Source organism: Microbulbifer sp. CnH-101-G, assembly GCF_052466775.1.
The window spans coordinates 3,360,440-3,381,184 of sequence record NZ_CP174292.1 but is presented as its reverse complement, the minus strand read 5'-3'; the positions used below and the strand labels follow the sequence as shown (position 1 = coordinate 3,381,184).

General features: G+C 50.0%; 14 protein-coding genes and 1 pseudogene. 9 read left to right on the top strand and 6 right to left on the bottom strand.

Features of this window, described 5'->3' with window-relative positions:
- The first annotated feature begins 718 nt into the window (after positions 1–718).
- The gene (locus tag ACJJID_RS14930) at positions 719–1,315 is read left to right on the top strand and encodes a hypothetical protein (RefSeq protein ID WP_444920156.1); all 597 of its coding nucleotides are present in this window, start codon (positions 719–721) and stop codon (positions 1,313–1,315) included.
- A gap of 243 nt (positions 1,316–1,558) precedes the next feature.
- Positions 1,559–3,415 (top strand): SLC13 family permease, encoded by a 1,857-nt coding sequence (locus ACJJID_RS14925; protein WP_444920155.1) that lies wholly within the window; start codon positions 1,559–1,561, stop codon positions 3,413–3,415.
- Positions 3,416–3,417: 2 nt separating this feature from the next.
- Here ACJJID_RS14925 and ACJJID_RS14920 read toward each other — a convergent pair whose 3' ends face one another.
- Positions 3,418–3,864 carry a CBS domain-containing protein gene (locus tag ACJJID_RS14920; protein ID WP_444920154.1) on the bottom strand — a complete coding sequence of 149 codons (447 nt, stop codon included), beginning with the start codon at positions 3,862–3,864 and terminating at the stop codon, positions 3,418–3,420.
- A gap of 546 nt (positions 3,865–4,410) precedes the next feature.
- Between ACJJID_RS14920 and ACJJID_RS14915 the strand changes: the two genes are divergently transcribed.
- Together ACJJID_RS14915 and ACJJID_RS14910 are read left to right on the top strand one after the other, a co-directional pair.
- Positions 4,411–4,887, top strand: coding sequence for a DNA binding protein (locus tag ACJJID_RS14915; protein WP_444920153.1), 477 nt, complete (start codon positions 4,411–4,413; stop codon positions 4,885–4,887).
- Positions 4,888–5,067: 180 nt separating this feature from the next.
- Positions 5,068–5,637 carry a SixA phosphatase family protein gene (locus ACJJID_RS14910; protein WP_444920152.1) on the top strand — a complete coding sequence of 190 codons (570 nt, stop codon included), beginning with the start codon at positions 5,068–5,070 and terminating at the stop codon, positions 5,635–5,637.
- Positions 5,638–5,656: 19 nt separating this feature from the next.
- Here ACJJID_RS14910 and cobB read toward each other — a convergent pair whose 3' ends face one another.
- The 3 genes from cobB to selD all read right to left on the bottom strand — a co-directional run bounded on the left by cobB (position 5,657) and on the right by selD (position 10,340).
- On the bottom strand, positions 5,657–6,361 hold the full coding sequence (gene cobB / locus ACJJID_RS14905) for a Sir2 family NAD+-dependent deacetylase (RefSeq protein ID WP_444920151.1): 705 nt from the start codon (positions 6,359–6,361) through the stop codon (positions 5,657–5,659).
- 203 nt (positions 6,362–6,564) lie between these two features.
- The gene (locus ACJJID_RS14900) at positions 6,565–7,872 is read right to left on the bottom strand and encodes an NAD(P)/FAD-dependent oxidoreductase (protein ID WP_444920150.1); all 1,308 of its coding nucleotides are present in this window, start codon (positions 7,870–7,872) and stop codon (positions 6,565–6,567) included.
- 182 nt (positions 7,873–8,054) lie between these two features.
- Complete coding sequence (gene selD / locus ACJJID_RS14895; RefSeq protein ID WP_444920149.1) at positions 8,055–10,340, bottom strand: selenide, water dikinase SelD; 2,286 nt, start codon at positions 10,338–10,340, stop codon at positions 8,055–8,057.
- Between the two features lie 259 nt (positions 10,341–10,599).
- Here selD and ACJJID_RS14890 point away from each other — a divergent pair, with 259 nt between their 5' ends.
- From ACJJID_RS14890 to ACJJID_RS14870, 5 genes and pseudogenes are all read left to right on the top strand, one after another.
- Positions 10,600–15,777, top strand: a complete 5,178-nt coding sequence (locus ACJJID_RS14890) for a DUF748 domain-containing protein (RefSeq protein WP_444920148.1) — start codon at positions 10,600–10,602, stop codon at positions 15,775–15,777.
- A gap of 398 nt (positions 15,778–16,175) precedes the next feature.
- Complete coding sequence (locus ACJJID_RS14885) at positions 16,176–16,541, top strand: hypothetical protein (RefSeq protein WP_444920147.1); 366 nt, start codon at positions 16,176–16,178, stop codon at positions 16,539–16,541.
- A 64-nt stretch (positions 16,542–16,605) separates the two neighbouring features.
- A complete protein-coding gene (locus tag ACJJID_RS14880) occupies positions 16,606–17,028 on the top strand; it encodes a GFA family protein (protein ID WP_444920146.1) in 423 nt (140 codons plus the stop codon).
- Between the two features lie 356 nt (positions 17,029–17,384).
- Entirely contained in the window at positions 17,385–17,582 is a 198-nt protein-coding gene (locus tag ACJJID_RS14875; RefSeq protein ID WP_444920145.1) for a hypothetical protein, read from the top strand.
- Between the two features lie 469 nt (positions 17,583–18,051).
- Positions 18,052–18,940: pseudogene (locus ACJJID_RS14870) on the top strand (IS30 family transposase).
- Between the two features lie 38 nt (positions 18,941–18,978).
- Here the strand turns inward: ACJJID_RS14870 and ACJJID_RS14865 are convergent.
- Positions 18,979–19,782 carry an ABC transporter permease gene (locus tag ACJJID_RS14865; RefSeq protein ID WP_444920144.1) on the bottom strand — a complete coding sequence of 268 codons (804 nt, stop codon included), beginning with the start codon at positions 19,780–19,782 and terminating at the stop codon, positions 18,979–18,981.
- Positions 19,779–20,384 carry an ABC transporter ATP-binding protein gene (locus tag ACJJID_RS14860; protein ID WP_444920143.1) on the bottom strand — a complete coding sequence of 202 codons (606 nt, stop codon included), beginning with the start codon at positions 20,382–20,384 and terminating at the stop codon, positions 19,779–19,781. Before ACJJID_RS14860 ends, ACJJID_RS14865 begins: the two co-directional genes overlap by 4 nt.
- Positions 20,385–20,745: the final 361 nt, after the last annotated feature.

Below are 20,745 nucleotides of genomic sequence, written 5' to 3'. Positions count from 1 at the left end.
AACGCGCCTTGATGCTTTCTTACCCATAAGTTTGGATGTGGAGTTGGGAGTGAGTCGGTACGCTTTGAATAAAGCCTTTTGGTAGGCGTTCCCAGTCATGCCGGTAGGTTAGCAAGAACTAACCAGGATTTGCTTGAATTCTCGATGGAAGTGGTAGCGTGGTACTAGTGGTACTAAGGGGTAGATTTTAAACTCATTAAAAATCCGGTATTCCCTTTTTTGGAGAGGCACTTTTAGGGCTTTAAATTAAAAAATAAAAAGTTTCCAGTCATTTGCGATTAAATAATGGTTCATTTCCAATGCTCTTCTCTACTATGGGCTTTAACAACAAAGATTAAAGACCCTCTTAATCTTTAAGCAATTTACCAATTTCCTGAAGTTACTCTTGAATAGTTATTATCGTTAATGGAAATTGTTTATTTATTGAGTTTGGAGCTCCTAAATCCTCAGCTATAAAAGATAAACCATCAATAACCTCAATTTGTGTCGCGTTATGACAACTCCATTTTGCAAATTTCATTGGCTTTTAGCGGTATTTATATGGCTAACTTAAAGAAGGCTTAAGGGGGTACCCAAAAGTCGTATTAATTATCAAGGTTGATTAAAGCTGGGGCTGGGTTCAATGGCGGGTTAAACAGAGGCAATCATTTATACCAATGATTGATTACTACGGGTTTAACTGCCTTTAGAAACATCAGTGACCCAGGGAAGTTTTATAATGGCAAAAAGTTATATTTATATTCCCATTAATAGCGATGAAATGCAGGAGTACGCAAAGAGTTTGGCTGGGGCCTGGAATATCCCAGTAAACCAGATACTTGCGAATAAAGTAACTTCTGGTATTGGGAAAGCGATGTATCGTTGGGTCGATAAATGCCTCAGTAAATTGAGGCCAGAGGATACTCTTTATATCGTTACACACGGAACGGGGGCGCCGGATGGTCAAATGATCGGTGCTGAGCGATCTGTGGGAAAAAATGTACAGAAAAAAGTGTATGTAAATGGAATGCCGAAGTGGACTGGGGGGGAATGGAAAACTTACACGCCAGCTGAATTGGCGAGCACCCTGATTAAAGAGGGACTACCCGCCAATTTCGTAAATCTTCATGTGTGTGCCTGTGGTTCGGGCTATGACGGCGAAAATCTGAGACCTTGGGCCCAGCGCCTGTTGCAGAGGATGGCTACAACGCACGGGAGCCTCCAGGTAACGGGATATCGAGGTTGGTTTTCCTGCAGTACTATGCGGGTATGTATCAAGGTGGGTACCCAGTTTTACCCCCTTGAGGAGCGGGCGGTGACCTTCACCTTAGCTTAATTAGGACAGCAACGCTGGCCCCAAACCGCACAGGGATGTGCGATTGGAACTCTTTCTCGCTATTTCTTTCCCGAGCGATTTACTTCGCTGACAAAGGCAGAAGAAGTAAATTTCGGCACAAATACCTCTCAATAGAATCCAGTGTTCTGGCGCCATTTTTCCTCTTTAGCCTTAATCCTTGTATACCCTGAATAAGTCGCCCTGTGGGAATTTCCCTATGCGTTGCATTAGGCGCTCCTCTATATGACCCTCGATCAGCTGCTGATTTTAATCATTCTCGCGATTACGATAGTGCTGTTTATCTGGGGGCCTTGGCGCCACGATATGGTGGCGCTGTCCTCCCTGCTCGCTTGTGTTTTCTTCGGATTAATCCCTCCTGAAAAAGCCTTTGCTGGATTTGGTCATCCCGCCGTGGTTACCGTGGCCTGCGTGCTCATTCTCAGTCGCGGCCTGCAGAATACTGGCGCTATGGGGGCCCTGGCTCAGCGGGTAGTACCGCGCAGCGGTAACATCACAATATCCATGTTATTGCTTACCGGGCTCGGTGCTCTCTTATCCGGCTTTATGAACAATGTAGGGGCTTTGGCACTGTTGATGCCGGTGGCGGCGGATATGGCGGAAAAACAGGGCTTAGCCCCGGGTAAGGTGCTGATGCCGTTGTCTTTCGCAACCATTCTTGGAGGCATGACCACCTTGATCGGCACGCCGCCAAACCTGGTGGTCTCTGGTTTCCGCGATAGCGCCGGCGCCGGTAGTTACGGCATGTTCGATTTCACACCAGTGGGTTTAGTGGTGACTTTGGTGGGCTTGTTGTTTATCGGCCTGCTGGGTTGGCGCCTGGTACCCGGACGTGGCCAGACGGGTGCGGCTAGTTTTGACACAGGAACCTACCTAACTGAGGCTCTGGTCGGGGAAAAGAGTGCGGCGGTGGGTAAGAGCCTGGGGGAAATTGGCAAGGTGCTTAGTGCCGAGGATGCTCAGGTGGTTGGGTTGGTGCAAAGCGATGCCAGGGTAGCAGCGGTCGCTCCCTGGCAGCGGGTGCAAAGCGGGGACATTCTGGTGATTGAGGCCGAGCCCGAATCCCTGGCTGCCAGTTTATCCAGGCTGGGGCTGAAAATGGTAGGCGGCACTGAGACGGAAAAAGACAAAAAGGTTGTTGTGCAGCTCGGCGGCGCGAAACCACTGGAGGATACTGATGGGCGGAAAAAAGATCAGGATAAAGATAAGGGCGTTCCGGCTGGCGAGGAAATGCAGCTTCGCGAACTGGTAGTGATGCCCGATTCATTCCTGGTGGGGCGCTCGATTCAGTTTGTACACCTTTCGACCCGCTATCAGATCAATCTGCTCGCCCTGTCCCGACGGGGACGTCGTTCCGTGCGGCGGCTGCGCTCAACACCGCTGCAAGCGGGCGATGCCCTTTTGATGATGGGCCCCGATGACAACCTCAGCAACTTTGCACGGGATCAGGGTTGTGTGCCTTTGGCCCAACGGGATATCGGCATGCCCAATAAAGAGAAGGCCGCAATCGCCCTGATTGCCATGGCGTTGGGAGTGGCGGGGGCGGCCTTTGGTTTGGTGCCTGCAGCAGTCTCATTCGCCACCTGTGTGCTGGCTTTTATGGCGCTGAAAGTTGTGCCACTGCGCAATATTTACGAGGCTCTGGATGGATCGGTGATTGTCTTATTGGGCACTCTGATCGCTGTAGCTGAGGTCATAGAGAGGACAGGCGCGGCGGATCTGGTGGCACAAGTACTGCTGGATAACCTGGCTCAGGGTAGCTCGGTAGTGGCTTTGGCCTTGATATTAATCATCACCATGACCCTGTCGGACTTTATGAACAATGTGGCTACTGCGGCGGTGATGTGCTCAATTGCCATCAGTACCGCCGAGCAATTGGCGGTGAATCCAGATAGCTTTTTAATGGCGGTGGCGATCGGTGCATCCTGTGCCTTTCTCACGCCGGTGGGGCACCAGAACAATACCCTAATCCTGGGGCCGGGCGGTTTTGACTTTGGCGACTATTGGCGCATGGGCCTGCCCCTGGAGATACTGGTAGTGGTTGTGAGTATCCCTATGCTGCTGTGGGTATGGCCCCTCTGAGCTCAGGCGATGGAGTCGTCCACCGGTTGCGCCAGCTCCGCAAGGTAGTTGCCGCAAAAGCGCAGGATATCGGTCACTGTGACGATACCTACCAGCTCTCCCTCGCGCATGACTAACACCGAGCCGATACCGGTATCCGCCATGGCCATGAGAATCTTATCCAATGGATCGTGGATATCGGCAATAAAAGGGCGGCGCGCGCACAAGTCGTGGACATAGAGTTGCTGCTCTTCCAAACGGTGTCCCGGTGCATTGGCCCTTTCGATATCCCCTTTGGAGATAACCGTCTCCAGATCACCGGCGCGGGTCACCGGTAGATGGCGCACCTTGTGCTCTTCCATTAGCGCTAAGGCTTCCTCGACCGTGGCATCGATATCAATATGGTAGGGAAAAGGTGTCATCAGTGCCGCTAGAGTGGGCATATGATGGATATTGTGGGTATTGGACATAGCTTACAATGGTTATCCAATGGTTTTTTGCAATGGGTGCTATAACAAAAGTCTATGCAATAATTTGCAACTGGTGACTGCGGATACAATATAGCCAAAACAGGAGTGTTTGAATATCCTTTTGTTGAGGCAGATATCCCCGCCTTTGTTACACTTTGTTAGCGATAAGAGCGAAGAATCCTATTATATTCAAATGATAGGGCGTAAACAGTTGATATTTGTTGGCGAAAGATTATTATTCGCGACCTCAGCCGAGAAATATAATCAGTGTTTCGGGTTCAATACCGGAGATGGCTGAAGTCGGCTAGCTTTAAATAATGTATTTGCCGAACATATCTAGCACTGGAGTCGACCGGTGCAACGATATCTCGTTTTTGCATTCGGCTAATTCGTAATATGCCGAATATAACATCACTTATCCGCCTGTAATCGGCTAGTGGTGCTGTTAACAATTTTGATATTTCGAATAACCGGGCTCGACTCTGTGTCGGTTTCCGTCACAGTGTTTACTCTGTATTTTTAATAACCGTCGTTGAGGTTTATTGAATGTTCCAGGAATACGAACAACTCGAACAACAAATTGCCGAACACCAGGCAAGAATAGAAGAACTGCAAGAGCAAATGGCTCAGGCAGAGCGCAAAAAAGATGGCGTTATTGCTTTTGATAAGGCGCTGGTTAATCTGGCCGCCGAATACCACATGGAAGAAGAGGAATTCTTCGTTGCACGTGGCCGTCAGGTCGTTGAGTGGCTGGTAGACCAGCTGAATGATGAAGACGCTCCAGACTACGTGCAGACTCTTAAGTCTCGTGTGGCTCGTCACCTGAAAAAAGAGGGTGATACCCCCCGTCGCGGTCGCCGTGCTGCTGCTGCGAGCAAGTCTGCCGAGCCTAAGCTGGAAACCGGTCACTACCGCAACCCTTATACCGGTGCCACTGTAGAAAAGAAAAAGCGCAATCCTAAAGCGCTGAGTCAGTGGATCGATGAGTACGGTCTGGACACCGTGAAAGAGTGGAAGATCTAACTCCTCTCTGGCTCCCTATCCAGTACCGGTAATACCGGTGCTGGATACTTCTCACCACAGTTATCTTTACACTTCTTAAAAATTAAACGCATTTTCCTGTGTTTCATCGAATACGGGTTTACTTTCCCTAATATCTTTTGCATAACCTCCGGCCAATTGTTGGATTGAGAGAGTCTTTCTGTGTTTACCCGGGTTATCGGTCTGCTAGTTTTTTGTATTACAACCCTGGGCGGGCTCAATGCCTGGGCGGAAGCCACACCATCAAATACCAGTAGCCAGGTGATTTATCTGGTGCGCCATGGGGAAAAACAGCGGGGGCCGGATGCCGGTAGAGATCCACAACTCGCAGCGGCCGGAAAAGCGCGTGCTGAACAATTGGCTCGGATACTCGAAGGTGTGGAAATTGATGCGGTGTACAGCACCGATTTTATTCGCACCAAGGAAACCGCCCGCCCACTGGCCGAGCAGCGGGGCTTAACGATTAAAAGCTATGATTATCGCAAATTAAAAGAGTTTGCTATGGAGCTGGAGCAGGCTGGTGATCGCATATTAGTGGTGGGGCATAGCAACACTACCTCGGAGATGGTGGCGCTGCTCGGAGGGGAGCAGGGTGCGCCGATCAGGGAATCGGATGAATACGATCGACTCTATATCGTTATCCGTGATCGCGGACAGGTGACCACCCTGCTACAACGTTACGGTGAGGACAGTAGAGAAAACAAAATGGCCGAGCACTCGGAAACCCAGTAATTCTCAACGGATATTCTTCCTAGCCGAGCAGCTCCTGTACAAAACTGCCGACAATCTTCGAGGCAGGTCCATAGCGGTGCTCGGCGAAGGCATCACCCACACTACTGGGTTCCAAATTTAATTCCACACTGTGCGCACCTGCCAGGTTAGCGCACTCCACAAAACCGGCCGCCGGGTAAACATTGCCGGAGGTACCGATGCTGATAAATAGGTCGCACTGACTCAAAGCTGCGTAAATAGTCTCCATCTGCAATGGCATTTCCCCAAACCAAACCACGTGGGGGCGCAAGGTGCCGGACAGCCCACAGCAGTCGCAGCGATCCGTAACCTGTAACTCCCCTTGTAGGGAAAATAGCTGGCCGCTGATACTGCAGCGTGCTTTACGTAGTTCACCGTGCATGTGGATCGGGTTGCTGCTGCCAGCGCGCTCGTGCAGGTCGTCGATATTTTGGGTAACTAATAAAAAGTCCCCGGTAAATTCTTTTTCCAGTTCGGCTAAGGCTCGATGGGCAGGGTTGGGAGCTATATCACCATAGAGCAGCTGTTGGCGGCGCTCGTTATAAAAGCGCTGCACCAGTTGTGGGTTGCGTTCAAAGGCTTCGGGAGTGGCGACATCTTCAATACGCTGATTTTCCCACAAGCCATCGGCCCCACGAAAAGTGCGGATACCGGATTCCGCTGAGATACCGGCACCGGTCAGCACCACGATACGTTGATATTGCATAGAAAAAAGTTCGCTAATCTGTGGGGATTAAGAGATAAACATATTCTGGTTAGTTTAAGGAGAAAAATACCTTATCTGAAGCCAGAAAACCTAAATTACCTGGGGTAGGGTAAAAATGTAGAACGATCTGTGAACATTTGTAGGTTTAAAAGTAAGGGCGGCCTGGATAGGCCGCTGCTTTTATTGATTTAATTATTTTTTTATCAATGCAATTTTAGACGGGGGCTCACCGCGCGGTTGGCTTGACCAATCAAATAGAGCAGCATGGCTTTTGGCCAACCGTGGATAGCCGCCAAGTGCATGCGATAGAGGGAGCGGTAGGCAAGTCCGGCAATTCGTCCTTCTATGGTGAGGCTGCCTTTTACCAGGGTGCCCATCAAATTTCCCACCGCAGTGTATTTACTCAGGGAGACCAGTGAACCGCGATCCCGGTAGTAAAAATGTCCTAATGGCTTGTCTTCAATCAGAGCGATCAGGTTGGTGGCGGTGAGCTTGGCCATCTGTTGTGCCGCTTGGGCGCGTGGCGGTACCCGTTGCTCGTCACCATCGATGCAACTGGCACAGTCTCCCATGGCAAAAATATGTGGATCACTTTGGCTCTGTAAAGTGGTTTTCACTTCTATCTGGTTGAGGCGATTGGTGGCGAGCCCGTCGAGGCGGTTGAGGAATTCCGGCGCTTTGACCCCTGCGGCCCAGACGCGAATGGCTGCGGGAATTTCCCTGCCATCGCCGGTGGTGAGACCTGAGTCACTGGCACTGGCGATACTGCAACCCGTGAGTACGCGCACACCCATTTTACTCAGTTCGCGTTCGGCGTTATTGCCCAAACGGGCCGGAAGGGCCGGCAACAGGTGCGGCCCAGCCTCAATGACAGTGATATCAATAGCGTCGGCACTGATTCGCCCGTAGTTGCCCATTTGCTTACTGGCGCCGACTAATTCTGCCGATAGCTCTACCCCGGTAGCGCCGCCACCGACTATGGCGATCTGCAAATTTTTATTGGTGTGGGTCTCCAGGCGCAAAAAGTGATTGAGAAGCTGCTGGTGGAATTTCTGTGCCTGCTCACTGCTGTCGAGAAAAACGCAATGGTCGCGCACACCGTGGGTGTGGAAGTCGTTGCACTTGCTCCCAATACAGAGCACTAAATAGTCGTATTCAAGCTCGCGTGGAGGCACCAGTTCATTGCCCTCGTCATCCAGCACTGCACCCAGGGTGACTACATGGCGCTTTCTGTCGAGGGACTGCAGGGCGCCGAGTTGAAATTCATAACCATTGGCACGAGCGTGAACCTGGTAATTGAGGGCGTCCATATTGGCGTCCAGTGCGCCGGCGGCAACCTGATGAAGCAGGGGTTTCCAGATATGGGTGCGATTTTTATCGACCAGAGTGACTTGTGCTGTGAGGGAATTACGCCTTTTTCCCAGGAATGGAGTAAGGCTGAAATAGTGCCCGAGCCGGGTGGCCAAGTGTAGTCCACTGGCGCCGCCGCCGACGATCATAATTTTTTTCATGGTGGGTGGTCTTCCTGTCGATTGCTAATAAGCCGACTCCCCGATCTGTGAAGACCTATCGCCGCAATACTTGGCTGCTGGCGCTTGTTTTGGCGTCAGTATCCCCTGCATTGGCAGTGATAGCAATTAGTATTAACAGGCCCTAACCAGTGGCGATGAAAATTGGAGGAAAAACGGGGTTATCACACTTGGCTGTGTTCCGCTTCGTTATCGCGGGTAAGTAGCTGCCGCCAGTGGCCATCTCTGCGCAGGCTTACCTTTGGTTGTGGATTCTCGTTACTGCTGATCACACCGATGATGGCAGCTTGGCTGCAACCACTCTGCAGTAGTGCGCGCACACAGGGCTCAGCCTTGTCTGCAGGCACTGCGGCGAGTAGGCCACCACAGGTTTGTGGATCTGTGAGCAATGCCCAGTGCGGCAAGGATTGCCATTCCCGCGAGTTTTCCACATAAGCGTAGGCGCTGGCATTTTGCGGCTGCAGGCTGGAGAGCCAGCCGCGCTCAATGCACTGGCGGGCACCGGGAATCATCGGCAGTGGCTCGGCGATCAGCGTGGCGCCGAGTCCATCGGGTTTCAGCATTTCCAGCAAGTGACCGAGCAGCCCGAAGCCGGTGACATCGGTGAGGGCGTGAGCGCCATGCTGGGCGAATATTCCGGCGGCGGCTGCATTACTGTGCAGCATGGTTTCCAGTGCCTTTTGCAGCCAGCGCCCCTTGGCTTCCCCCATCCCCTCGGCGGCGAGAATGGTGCCGATGCCCAGAGGTTTACTCAATATCAGGCAGTCCCCATGACGAGCTCCACGCTTTTCCAGTAATTGCTCCCGCTCGGCCAAGCCATTTACGGTGAGGCCCAATTGCATTTCCGCGCCCTCGGCGGTATGGCCACCGGAAAGTACGCAGTGATGGCGATTGAGTTCGTAAATCGCACCAGCGAGCAGTTGTTGTAAATCCCGCTGGGTAATTTCCTCTGCTGCGGTGGGCAGGGTGGCCAATACCTGCGCACTCACAGGGCGCGCATGCATGGCAAATAGATCGGAGAGTGCGTGCAGGGCAGCGAGTCTTCCAAATAGCCAAGGATCGGCAACTGGGGCACGCAGTTGATCGGAACTTTGCACCAATAACTGTGTGGCAGGTAGGTCCATTACGGCGGCATCATCCCCGAGACCGCGCAACAGATAATCGGATTGCTGCGCGGGCAATTTGGCCAGGGCGCGGCGCAATACCTCCGGGCCCACTTTGGCGCCGCAGCCATTACAGCGCATGCTCGCCAGAGAAATACCTTCGCGTTGGCTCAGTGTCTCGCGGGGTTGCGCGGTCGGCATCTCTTCCATGGTGACGGGCAGATCGCTAAAACGGTGCATAAAGCTGCGGTCGATATGGTCCTTCCAGCGCCAAAGTGGCGCGCCCACTGCGGCAACTCCATTGCGCACCGCTACAGCACGCCTGCCTCCACAGGACAGCAGGCTGAGAAAGCGCTTCTGCGGGCGATAGCGCTTCAGTGGGCGCCCGGTGAGTGTCGCGCGCAGGTTATGGAAGAGCACGGGCCCCTGTCGTACCGCATAAACACCAGCCTTGGGCAACGGCCCTGCGGAAAAGCTGGCCACATCCCCGGCAGCAAAGATTTCCTGATGACCCTGGGCACGCAGTTTGCTGTCTACTAGAACGAAGCCTTTGCCGTCCAGCGCAAGCTGGGAGTCTGCCAGCCAGGGAGGGGCACAGGCATTGGTGGTGAGCAGCACCTGATCCAGGCCCAATAAATCACCGCTGTTGTTACGCACGCCCTGTTCGTTAATTTCCGCCACGGTCCAGTTGTGGTGTACTTCTACCCCGAGGCTACGAAGTTCTCGCGCTACTAATTTTTGCGCGAGGAATGGGTAGCCCTGGGGGATTTCGTCGGCGGCGTGGATCAGGTGAATTTGCACGCGCCCAGAATAGAGCTGTTCCTCTAAGCTGTGAGCCATGGCCATGGCTAGCTCGCAGCCGCCGGCACCGCCCCCAATAATTCCGAGGCGCAGGGGGGTACGGTTTTTTTGTACGTGCTTTTGTAGCTTTTGCCAAAAGTTGTAGAAGTGCCCGATGGGTTTAATGGGGATGGCCAGCTCAGAGCCCGGCAGTTCCCGCACTGGGGTGGCGCCGACATCCAGGGAGAGCAGGTCATACTCCAGTGGGGGGCGCCCGAGCAGAGAGACCGTGCGGGCTTTTACGTCGATATGGTGGGCACAGGCCTGAATAAACCGGGCACCGGCGGCGCGACACAGGCGCGCCAAGTCAATATGCGTATCATCCAGTGAGTAGTGGCCCGCCACCATCCCCGGCAACATGCCTGAATAGGCGGTTTGAATCTGTGGTGAAACCAGCGTCAGGCGCGCGCCCGGCAACGGATTCATAGCCCACATTTGCAACACTATGGCATGGGCGTGGCCGCCGCCGACCAGAACGATATCCTGGTAGTTAGGGTGCTCCTGCATTTTTGCTCACTACTGATTCTCTGGAACGATTGCTGGGGTAAATCCATTGCCCGCCAGCCAACTTCTCCCGCCGCGCAAATTTACTTCTGGATAAATATTAGACAGCGTGAGTTGGGACGAGACTGATAGCACGACGTCAACTTTCATTATCGCGAATCGCAGCGTCAGGGTAAAAAAAACAACGGGGCTGGTCTTTACTTTATGGGCTCAGCTGTCGTTGCAGCTTGCGTTCAATTCATTTCGCGGCGCTATTTTTCTAATGCCAACAGAGCCTGCCCGTCATAATGCCCGCTTTCGTCATCTGCTGTGGTGGCTGATTGGCGGATTATTGCTGCTCGAAGGGCTATCTCTGGTGCTTTCCGGTCTGGTACGCGATAAGGCCAGCGCATGGATGGCCGAGCGGGGGCTGGATTTTCAGGCGCAACACTTCCGTGTGTCTCTGCTGGATCTAAGTGTCTTGGTTGTCGATTCGCGTGCAATCAATCGCGAGGGGCGTGGTTTTTCCGCCCAGGAGATCCTGCTGGACTACAGCTGGTGGCAGTTGCTGCGTGGTCGCGCCAATCTGCCGCGGGCTTCGATCAGCGGCGGTTATATAGACCTGCAATCCACTCCTGGAGATCAACAAAGGGATTGGGAGCTGGGCGGCTGGAACCTGACTCAGGGCGAACGGCAGGATAGGGATTTTCAACTGACAATCGGCTCGGCGCGCATACGTAATAGTGAGCTCTGCTATTTGCACAGACCCATCTGGTCGAGGGCTTCCTGCGTTTATTTAGGCGATGTGCGGGCGCGGGATTTTTCCCTGGGACTGTGGCGTAAGGGGGATGTTCCCCTCAAAGTGGATATTGCCGCTGCAGAAATTGAATTGCACGAATTGTTAGCTCGAGAGAGAAACTCTGCACGATATAACACCACCTTGGCATATTTTCATTTAAAGACTGGAGAGTTTCGTTGGCCCAGTCTACTCACCGAGGCCGATGCCTTTCAGGCTGAATATTTCTCGAGTTGCCCACCGCAGCAGTGGGCCGATGCGATTCACGGCTTGCAACGCTTGATCGGTCATTGTGCGGCAGCGCGCACGTTGCGAGCTGCAGGGGACTTAAAGTTTGACTTTGGTCGTGTAGCCATGGCGCAGTGGCGCCGCGCCCGCGGCGAAGGGGTTTTGTTGCGGCGCAGTGATCAGCGCTGGCAGGATTGGCGTGCGGAAACCATTGCCATTCGCGATTTTGATTATATCCGTCCAATTAAACGGCTGCGGTGGCGACGTGCAGGCGCTACCGCCTTTGATTGGTGTCCACAACACCTGCGCAATGCTGAGCATCATTTTTGTGTGCGTGCCACCACCCTAAATCTCCCCGGGCCCACCGAGTTTGACTGGAATCAGCACCTAAAAATAGCCACAGGGCCCAGCCATGCCCAACAGGTTCGCTACCTGGATGTGGCACAACCCCACAGGCAGCCCCTAACGGCACAGCAGGCCCAGTTGGGTTCGCTGAAATTCGATATGTCCAGCCGAGTTCTCTCGGTGGACAGTTTATCGGTCGATAATGCCAGTGGCTGCGTACCTGGTGAGCTGTGGAATAAGCCCGACCACTGTGTGCGTTTGGCGGGCCTGCGTGGAGAGGAAAAAGTGGCACTGCGCTTTGGTTCGCAGCCAAAGTCGATTCCCTGGGGATTTGCCAGTGGGCCATTGTATCTTGGACAAATGCAGTTGAAGGGATTGGCGGAGGAAAAATTGAAACTGCGCCAATTACAATGGGGCGGCATTGACACTTTGGCATCCGATACGCCTTATTCCATTCAAGACTTCTCCCTGGAATCTCTATCCGGTTGTCTATCGCGTGGCTTGCTGCCGGAGGGCCTGGGGCCTCTGTGTGCCCAGCTGAGTAGTCTGCGGGGGCAGGGGAATTTTGCCCTGCAACCCGGTAAGGACGGCTATGCCATTTTTGGCAAACTGGGGGTGCAGCGGCTGATGCTGGGAGACAGCCCCAGTGGCAATAAGGGCCTTTTACTGCAAAAAATGGCCAGCGGTGCCGGTTATTATCGCCGTGAAGCGGTTGAAGACCCCTGGGCTGCCAGTGCTATGGCATCGGATATAGGCCCAACTGAAGCGGATTACGGCACTGAGAAGGGGCGTCTCGAGGAACAAGGACCACTGGCCAGTACTCAAATAGCCAGCGTGGACGCGCCAAATTTCAAGCTGGAAAGTGCTAGCTTACTTCGTCTGGACGGCTGCCTGCCGGACTCCTGGGCCCGCTTAATTTATCGCGACTCACTTCCTCTTGAAGAAATGCCTACTTGCTTCGACCTGCGTGACTTTCGTCAACTGCAGCCGCTTCGCATAGCCTGGCGTGGAGGCATTGATATCGCCACATCTGAGGTTTCTCTTGAGCAGGCCCTAGCGCACACAGCACAAAATCGCTCCCTACTAAATATAAAAAACCTGAATTTACCACTGGTAAGAATCCGCCACTCAGAAGCCGCCATACTCAGCACTTACATAGCCCTGCCGGGGAGTGATTTAAAGACGTTATACACCTGCCTACCCGATATAGCTGTGTTCTCTGATATTCATATCCGCTGTATAGACTTTCAGGAACTTCAACTAGGCGAAGCGTTTCATTTTGAATTTGGTCGCCAACAGGCATCTGCTAACCTAAATGACTCCAGTATTGCCCGGGTTCAATTGCTTGGGCGGGACGACGTAGCCGCTCTGGATGTACAGAAACTTTCCCTGCCTGTTCTGGAATTTCTATGGTCCCGCAATGGCAGTGCTTCTTCAGAAATAAAGTTTGAAAAAGTGTCTGCAGAATCCCTGCAAGCTTGTCTGCCACAGCAACAGGGAATACAAGTAAAATTACCGCACTGCATTTTCAGTCGGGATTTACACTCAATCAATAATAGTGGCATGGTTTTGGGGGAGACTAAGTTTACCCGTACAGTCTCTGCTGAGCCCCACTGGCAGTTCTCAAAGCTAGAAATTCCAAAGATCTACTTTTCCCCAGGCGCTATCGATCTCTATGATTTATCTATCGATAACATCTTAGTTTGTGGTTTGCAGCGCTTAATGCCTGGTGGGGCTGACAGAGCCAATTTAGCCGATTGTATTGAAACCCCACAGATAAAATTTACTGGGAACCCAATTCGTATTGGTTTCGACCAGGGTATTGATCGTCTTAGTTTTGGCACGGTACAAGCTGGTCCAATCGCCTTCTGGCAAAAAGGTCAAGCCTTCCTTCAGGCTGGCCTGCAAAAGCTGAGTTTGCGGGGACTTAACTGGAACGGCGGAAAGGATTTTTCCGTTACCGATTTAAAGGTTATCAATACGCGGATCTGCCTGCCGGATTCTGGCAAGACCGTGACAATCGAACGACTTGAGAGATCTAGAGCCGGGGATACACGGCGGTGTTATGGCATAGATGAATTATATATGCCCGGTTTACAGCGCATATCCTTGAAAAAGCCTTTTGCGCTTAAGGGTTCGTTACACTTGGTCGGCCTCTCAATTCCCCGAAAAAATACCCCACCCATTAAAATTCCCAGCTTCCAGCTGGATAATATCTCCTTTGAAGGTGAGTCGCTGGCAAGGGTTCAGAATGCCAGTGGCTGTTTACCTGCGGGACTGTTAAAAGACAAAAAGCTTGCCCCCTGTTATCAAATGGGGCAGTTGCGTTTGGGGGGAATGGAAAGCCTGCAGGCATCAACAGGGAGAACATTTCTGCTCAGAGACATCAGTGTGGCAGAAATACAAATGCACGAAGCGGGGTTTCCTCAAGGTCTACCTCTTCCCTTGTTAAAAACCCAGAGACTACAGGTCGAGCAGCTGCATTTTGGAGACCGGTCCTTAGGGGTACAAAAACTGCGCCTCCTGGATATCGCCAGTTGTATTCCCGCCGGTTACTTTGACCAAGGCAGTCACTGCCTTAAATTCGGAGCTGTTGATCTAGATGGTAATTTTAGTGGAGCACATGGACTAACGCTGTCCCTATTTAAAGTTGAGAATATTGATCTCTTTTCGCCAAAAGGCGAATTACTAGTCGAGGGGGAGAGTATTGAAGTTTCACACTTCTCCATGAATTCAGAAGAGTGGTACTTTGCCTGGGGAGAAGCCGTTCATTTCCACTTTTTTAATCGGGACCCTGGTGCCCCGGAATTTGAACGCCATAGTACTGTTGGGGACTTCAGGCTATTACATATCAAAGCCTTAAGTTTTGATCGACGTAAGGGGCTGCTAACGATTGATTTTATCGATTTCTTGAAGCCACGCTTTATTTTGTTGCGAGATGAGCAGGGCCAGTTTCCTGTGACTTGGGAAATTGCTGAGCTGCGTGGCATACCGATTAATCAGTATATCCACCGGAAGAAAAAACTGCAGCCGCCACTTTTTTACCACATCGGCGATATCTATTTGCGCCACGGCACTTTTACCTGGGTAGACCGAAAGCATGAATTTCGCGCACGCCTGCCGGTGCGTGACATTAACCTTAATCTCACTGACATCAGTAATTTGGGAGAACATCCTCCAGCTGTTGTAGTGGCGAATGGCCGCCCCGGTGGGTTTGGCGATATTCAATTGGCGGGGACGATTGATTATCTTGGACAGCAAAAATGGAATGCAGATCTGACCGGTTACTTGGCCAATGTAAATCTGATACCGGCTACACCCTATATGGCCAAACTACTTGGCTTCAAGATACTACAAGGGCAGATGGATGCTGTGGTTAACATTCATGTCCACGAAAATCAACTGAATGCCTTTGCCGATGTCGTGCTGGAAAAAATCAAGGTTCGGCGAGTGCGAAAAGACGATGAATTGCCAGTTAAAAAGAGGTTTATTCCCCTGAATCTGGCTCTTTGGTTGCTGAAAGATGGAAAAGGGAATGTGAAGTTTGGTATGCCGGTTACTGGTAATATTCGTGATCCCAAGTTTTCCATGGAATATGTGTTTAGTGAGCTTCTGCAAAAAGCCATCATGGATGCACTATTTAGTTACTTCACCCCTTATGGTATTTATCTTTTGGGTAAATTGGCTTGGGGACGGTTTATGGCTAAGTCATTTGATTCTATCGACTTTGCTCCAGGTAGTGCGGAGTTAACCGGTTTAGCCCTGGCACAGCTTCAGCAAATGGTGGCAGTGCTGCACAAACATCCGGATGCCCGTCCAGGGGTTTGTGGAATTGCCAATGTCAGGGACTGGAATGCAATGTATCCCAACTCCACCATTGGCTTGCGTGGTAGTCGTCGTTTCCTGTCTAATTTTTATCGTAGGCCGCCCATTATCTTGCGAGAAGAATTTGAGAAGCTCGCTTTGGAGCGAAGTCGCAAGGTTGAACGCTACTTAATTGACGCTGGCATTCCTGCGGCGGAGCTGATCCCCTGTGCTCCGGATTATATGGGGCGAGATTTCGGTGAGCCAAGGGTCGAATTTTCCAATTAACGTTGATGCTTATTAGCTAAGTTAATAACTTATAAATTGTTGGCTTGGTTTTTTTGATAATGGAGGAGAGCCTTTTAATAGGCTTCTTCTAGGAAACTATCCTTTTGATAGAGCTTAACCGATTTCCTATGTAGATATGGACTTCACATTGATAAAGTTTCTTGTGATCTTTTCAGTTGCTTTATTAATCAGTATTGCCGATATGACCGTTGAATTTAGTGTGCTAGATACCTGAATTCTAGAGCGCAAATATAGGTATCTTTAATATAGCTTGATGTGGTTCTCGTTTTTGTGACATAGTTGATGTGTGAATACCTCTCTTTAGGTAGTGCTATTTACCACTGTTATTGCGACTATTTGCTCATACCTTTAAAAGAATAAATATTCAAGGAATGAATATGAGAATAACCCTGTTATTCCTATTACTGTTTTCAACCTCTGTATTTGCTGTTGAACAGCAGCAGCCCCTTAAAACCATGTGCACGTGTTTGGTAATGAATAAATGGAGTGCCTGGGGTATGTGGGAATTCCAGGTTTACGCAATGGCCAGGGAGAAGATCTTAATTGGTGATAAGGAAAATCACTTCCTGATTACAGCGGATGAGCCGGGATTTCGCCACATCATTGCTGATGAGGAAGTCGCAAACTATCCAGAAGCAACCACCCTGGAAGATCTGGGGCGGTTGTGCAAGGAAAATTGCCCGCTGAATCACACCAAAAGGATCAACTGGTTCAAGCGACGCTGCAAGTCTTATGAGTCTTAGATTGTCCTATGGCAAGAGTTAGTAAGTGTACGCTTCTATAGCTTTACAGAAGAGAGAGAAAAATATGAACGATTCTAATCAACTCCAGGGAAGCTGCCTGTGCGGTTCTGTGACCATTAAGGCTGAATTGCCTTCTTCTGACCTTGGGGTCTGTCATTGTGGTATGTGCAAGAAATGGAGTGGTGGTCCACTGTTGGCAGTAGACTGCCAGACCAGTGTTGAAATCTCCGGTGAAGAACATGTATCGGTATTTGACTCTTCAGACTGGGCTGAGCGTGGTTTCTGTTCAAAATGTGGCTCCCATCTCTTCTACCGATTAAAGGAAACTCAGCAATATTCAGTACCTGCAGGTATTTTCGAGCTTCCCCCAGAAGTAACAATGACCCATCAGATATTTATTGATGAGAAGCCCACTTACTATAGCTTCGCCAACGAGACTAGAAATATCACCGGCCTGGAGTTGGTCACTGAATTTTCCGGAGAGTGAGTGGTTACACACTCCCAGTTACTATTTGGGGGACCATTTGTCCCCCTTTAAGGTTACTATTAGACGCTAACAGTGCTTTTGGATTTGGATTTGGATTTGGATTTGGATTTGGATTTGGATTTATGAGTAACTGTGCCCGCAGCACAGCTTGTGGGTGACACGAGATTCCCACAAGCAGTCATTTTAAACTGCAGAAAGGGCCTGAAAATGTGGAATGACCAAGTAGTAATAGGGAGTGGCAAATTGCCATGACAGAAACACAGATAGTAGAAATTTTCCTGGCTAATCAATGGTGGTCCATAATCGCACTAGTGATATGTGTCATAGGTGTCACCTTGTGTTGGTTTGGAGGCCTTATGGCCGCACTCACTGCCTTGGGCAATAAGCATTGGGTTTGGGGTATTGTAACCATCTTTCTTGGACCCATTACCGGGATTCCCTATGCGCTGCGTTATAAAGAAGCGGAGTATGCACGCTCTTTGATGTTGCGAGGTGTCTGGATTCTGCTGATTGGTTTAATTATTTTTGTACTTATTTTGTTCTTGGGCCGCTGATTTAACGTTAAAAGTGCCGAGCCATGAATCGGCACTTTTTAGATTGGTATCTACTCTATTTCTGGTTCTTTCATCCCTCCAAGTTTCTTACAAAAACTCTACCTCTTCATAAATATCTATTTTGCACTTTTGTTTAAATTTTTTGACTATCTTTTTATGAACTGCTTTAAGTGTTAGGTAGTGATTATTAAATAAAATTTTGCAATAAGTGTTTTAATTTTATTGAAACAATTACATTTGCATGATAGAAAGCGTGCGCTGATTTTCCTTTTGGGGTGGTTTGTCTTTCTTAGGAAGTAAATCTGTCAGACAGGGAAGGAGTATGATTGTTAAAAATCTAGGGAATGATAATTATGGGACTTGGTTTCGGATAATAAGTGCAATTGGTAAAGGAGGGCTCGGCTGGTAGAGACCGCACCTCTCCCGACCAAGAGAAAGGCACTGATGAGCTACTACCAAACGATACCAGATTTACAGCCTAAGAAAAGCCGGACACTCTCAGAAAGCAATAGCAAAATTATTGGAAAGGCATCCCTCGACGATCAGCCGAGAGCTACGACGCAATATAGGCTTGCGAGGATATCGTCCAGGGCAAGCAAATAAGCTTGCAGAACCAAGACGCCAGCAAGGGTACAAGGCACAGAAAGTAACTAATTGTGTGTGGCAACAAATAGTCACCCTAACCTGGAAAGAACTAAGTCCCCAGCAAACTGCAAGCTATTTAAAGAGACATACAGGTGTATCGTTACACCATGAGACGATCTACCAACTAATTTATTTAGATCGGGCAAATTGTGGAGACTTATACAAGCACCTTAGGATTGCATCAAAACCCTATCGCAAATGGTATGAAAAGTATTATCGGCCAGCTGTTGAAGACCGAATGAATCGGATTGGCGACTGGGAAGGTGATACTGTTATAGGCTAGAGGCGTGGCGAGGCTTTGCTGACTATGGTTGAGCGCAAAACGTTATTTACCGTTATTGTTAGATTGACTGGCAAACGATCATACTTGCTATCTGAAGCAGCAGTTAGCTTATGGTGAGTTTCAAAGATAAAATCAACACAATTACCTTCGACAACGGTCTTGAATTCGCTGTTCATGAAACGATTGCGAAAGGCTTGGGCGCTGATATTTATTTTGCTCACCCATTATTATCTTGGGAAAGAGGGATAAATAAAAATACTAACGGTCTCATTCGGCAGAATTTCCCAAAGGATACAGACTTCAATAAAGTAACAGGTCAGCAGGTTTAATTTGTAATGGGCTGCCTAAATAGTAGGCAAGATTGAGTCGGGGTGAAAGGTCACCGAATGAGCTATTTATGGGGCTTCAAGATGATTTTCTTGCAGCATGAAAATATTACAGTTATTACTTGAAACCAAGATAGTTAAACTAAAAATGCCCTGCTAGTAGCCTATCGATACATAAGCGTTCGCGCTTATCAAACATTCGTCTCGCACATAGAGCAACTGCTACAAAAGTTCCAAACCCCGTACCTGCAGCAATCGTAAACATAATCAAAATCTGATATTTCACTGCAACTGTAGGAGATGTGCCAGCTAGTATCTGCCCGGTCATCATACCTGGCAGAAATACAATACCGGCTGCTGCCATCGAATTGATCGTTGGCATCAACCCCGCGCGCATCGCATCCCTGCGAAATTCAATACTGGCTTGTCGCCAGGTTTCGCCAAGCATTAAACGATTTTCAATAATATCCTGCGAACGCTGCATACTTTCTGTTAGTCGGTCCAGGCCCAGGGCGACACCGGTCATGGTATTTCCCAGCAGCATGCCTAATAGAGGAATGGAGTATTGTGGTTGGTACCAGGGCTGGGGGGCAATCAGTACCACCAAGCTTAGTATTGTGACGCTAAACGCGGATACCAGCATGGAGAGGGTGCCGATGGCAAAACTCCAGCCGCCTCGTAGGCGATATTTTTGCCGCGAGACGACTTGTTGCCCGGCAAACAATAACATCGCCAGCCCTAACAGACTCACCCATAACAGGGTGCCTACGGCGAATAGCGCTTCCAGTATCAAACTGACAAGCGTCAGCTGAATCGCCGTGCGCACCGCCGCAATAATCAGCGGTTTACCGAGCTGTAACCGGGCGATATGGGTGCAAATTGCCAGAGCGACTACCAACGCGGCAGCCATTGATAGCTGCCACCAGGAAAGATCGATCACATTCATTGTGATATCTCCCTCTCTATTAGGTTGCTCCCTTTAATTTCAAAATGTCTGCTGGCTACGCGCTGGATCTGCTCTTTACTATGGGCCACCCAGATAACCGGATATTGATGTTTGCTGATTTCTGCTATAAGCCATGCTTCTACTTTACTCGTAGTGTTTGCATCCAGGTTGGCAGTGGGTTCATCCAGTAAAAGTGCCTGTGGTGCGTAGGAGAGCGCGCGAATAAGCGCCAAGCGTTGTTTCTCTCCGGAGGAGAGCTGGCTTACCTGCCATTCTGTTGCCTCCTCGGGAAACCCCAGTGTGTTTAATGCTTTCCCCATCGTTTGATTAAAGTGTTCCCCGACTGTCTCGTACCACCAGGCGCTCTGTGCTGGCGCCAACATAACTTGGCGGCGCCACTGGTGCCCAGACATTTCCTTCTGATCTATGTCGTCAAGAGAGATATCACCACTATGGGGTTCAATGTCGGCAATGGCCCTGAGCAGTCGGCTCTTACCTGAACCAGAAGAACCTGAAAGGCAAATGATTTCTCCTGGTTGTATTTCCAACCGTACTTTTTTAAGTGGGCCGATATTTAGTTTTTCTAGTTTTAGCTGCGGCATTTTATGGGTTACTTGCAAACAACTTTGCAGTTAATAGTTTTTTTTGGGGTTGGTATTCTAAAGTACTGATATCTCTATCGTATGAATTAAGTACTATGACTGTGATAGGTTGGTTCGATTAGTTAGGTGATGAAAATTGAGAATCTGTGAGGGTTACTTTTTTATTCTCAACTATCCCGCAACATAACTTAGTCTGCGACTCATGATGGCTTAACCACATCCTAACTATAGAAGGATGTGGTTGAAGCTCTCGGAGGCATTCAGTTGATAACCATAGTCATAGTTCTCCTTCATTGATGCAGTTCAACTTTTTGAACCTGCCGCTTCCCTTTGAACCTGCCGCTTCCCTTTGAACCTCCCG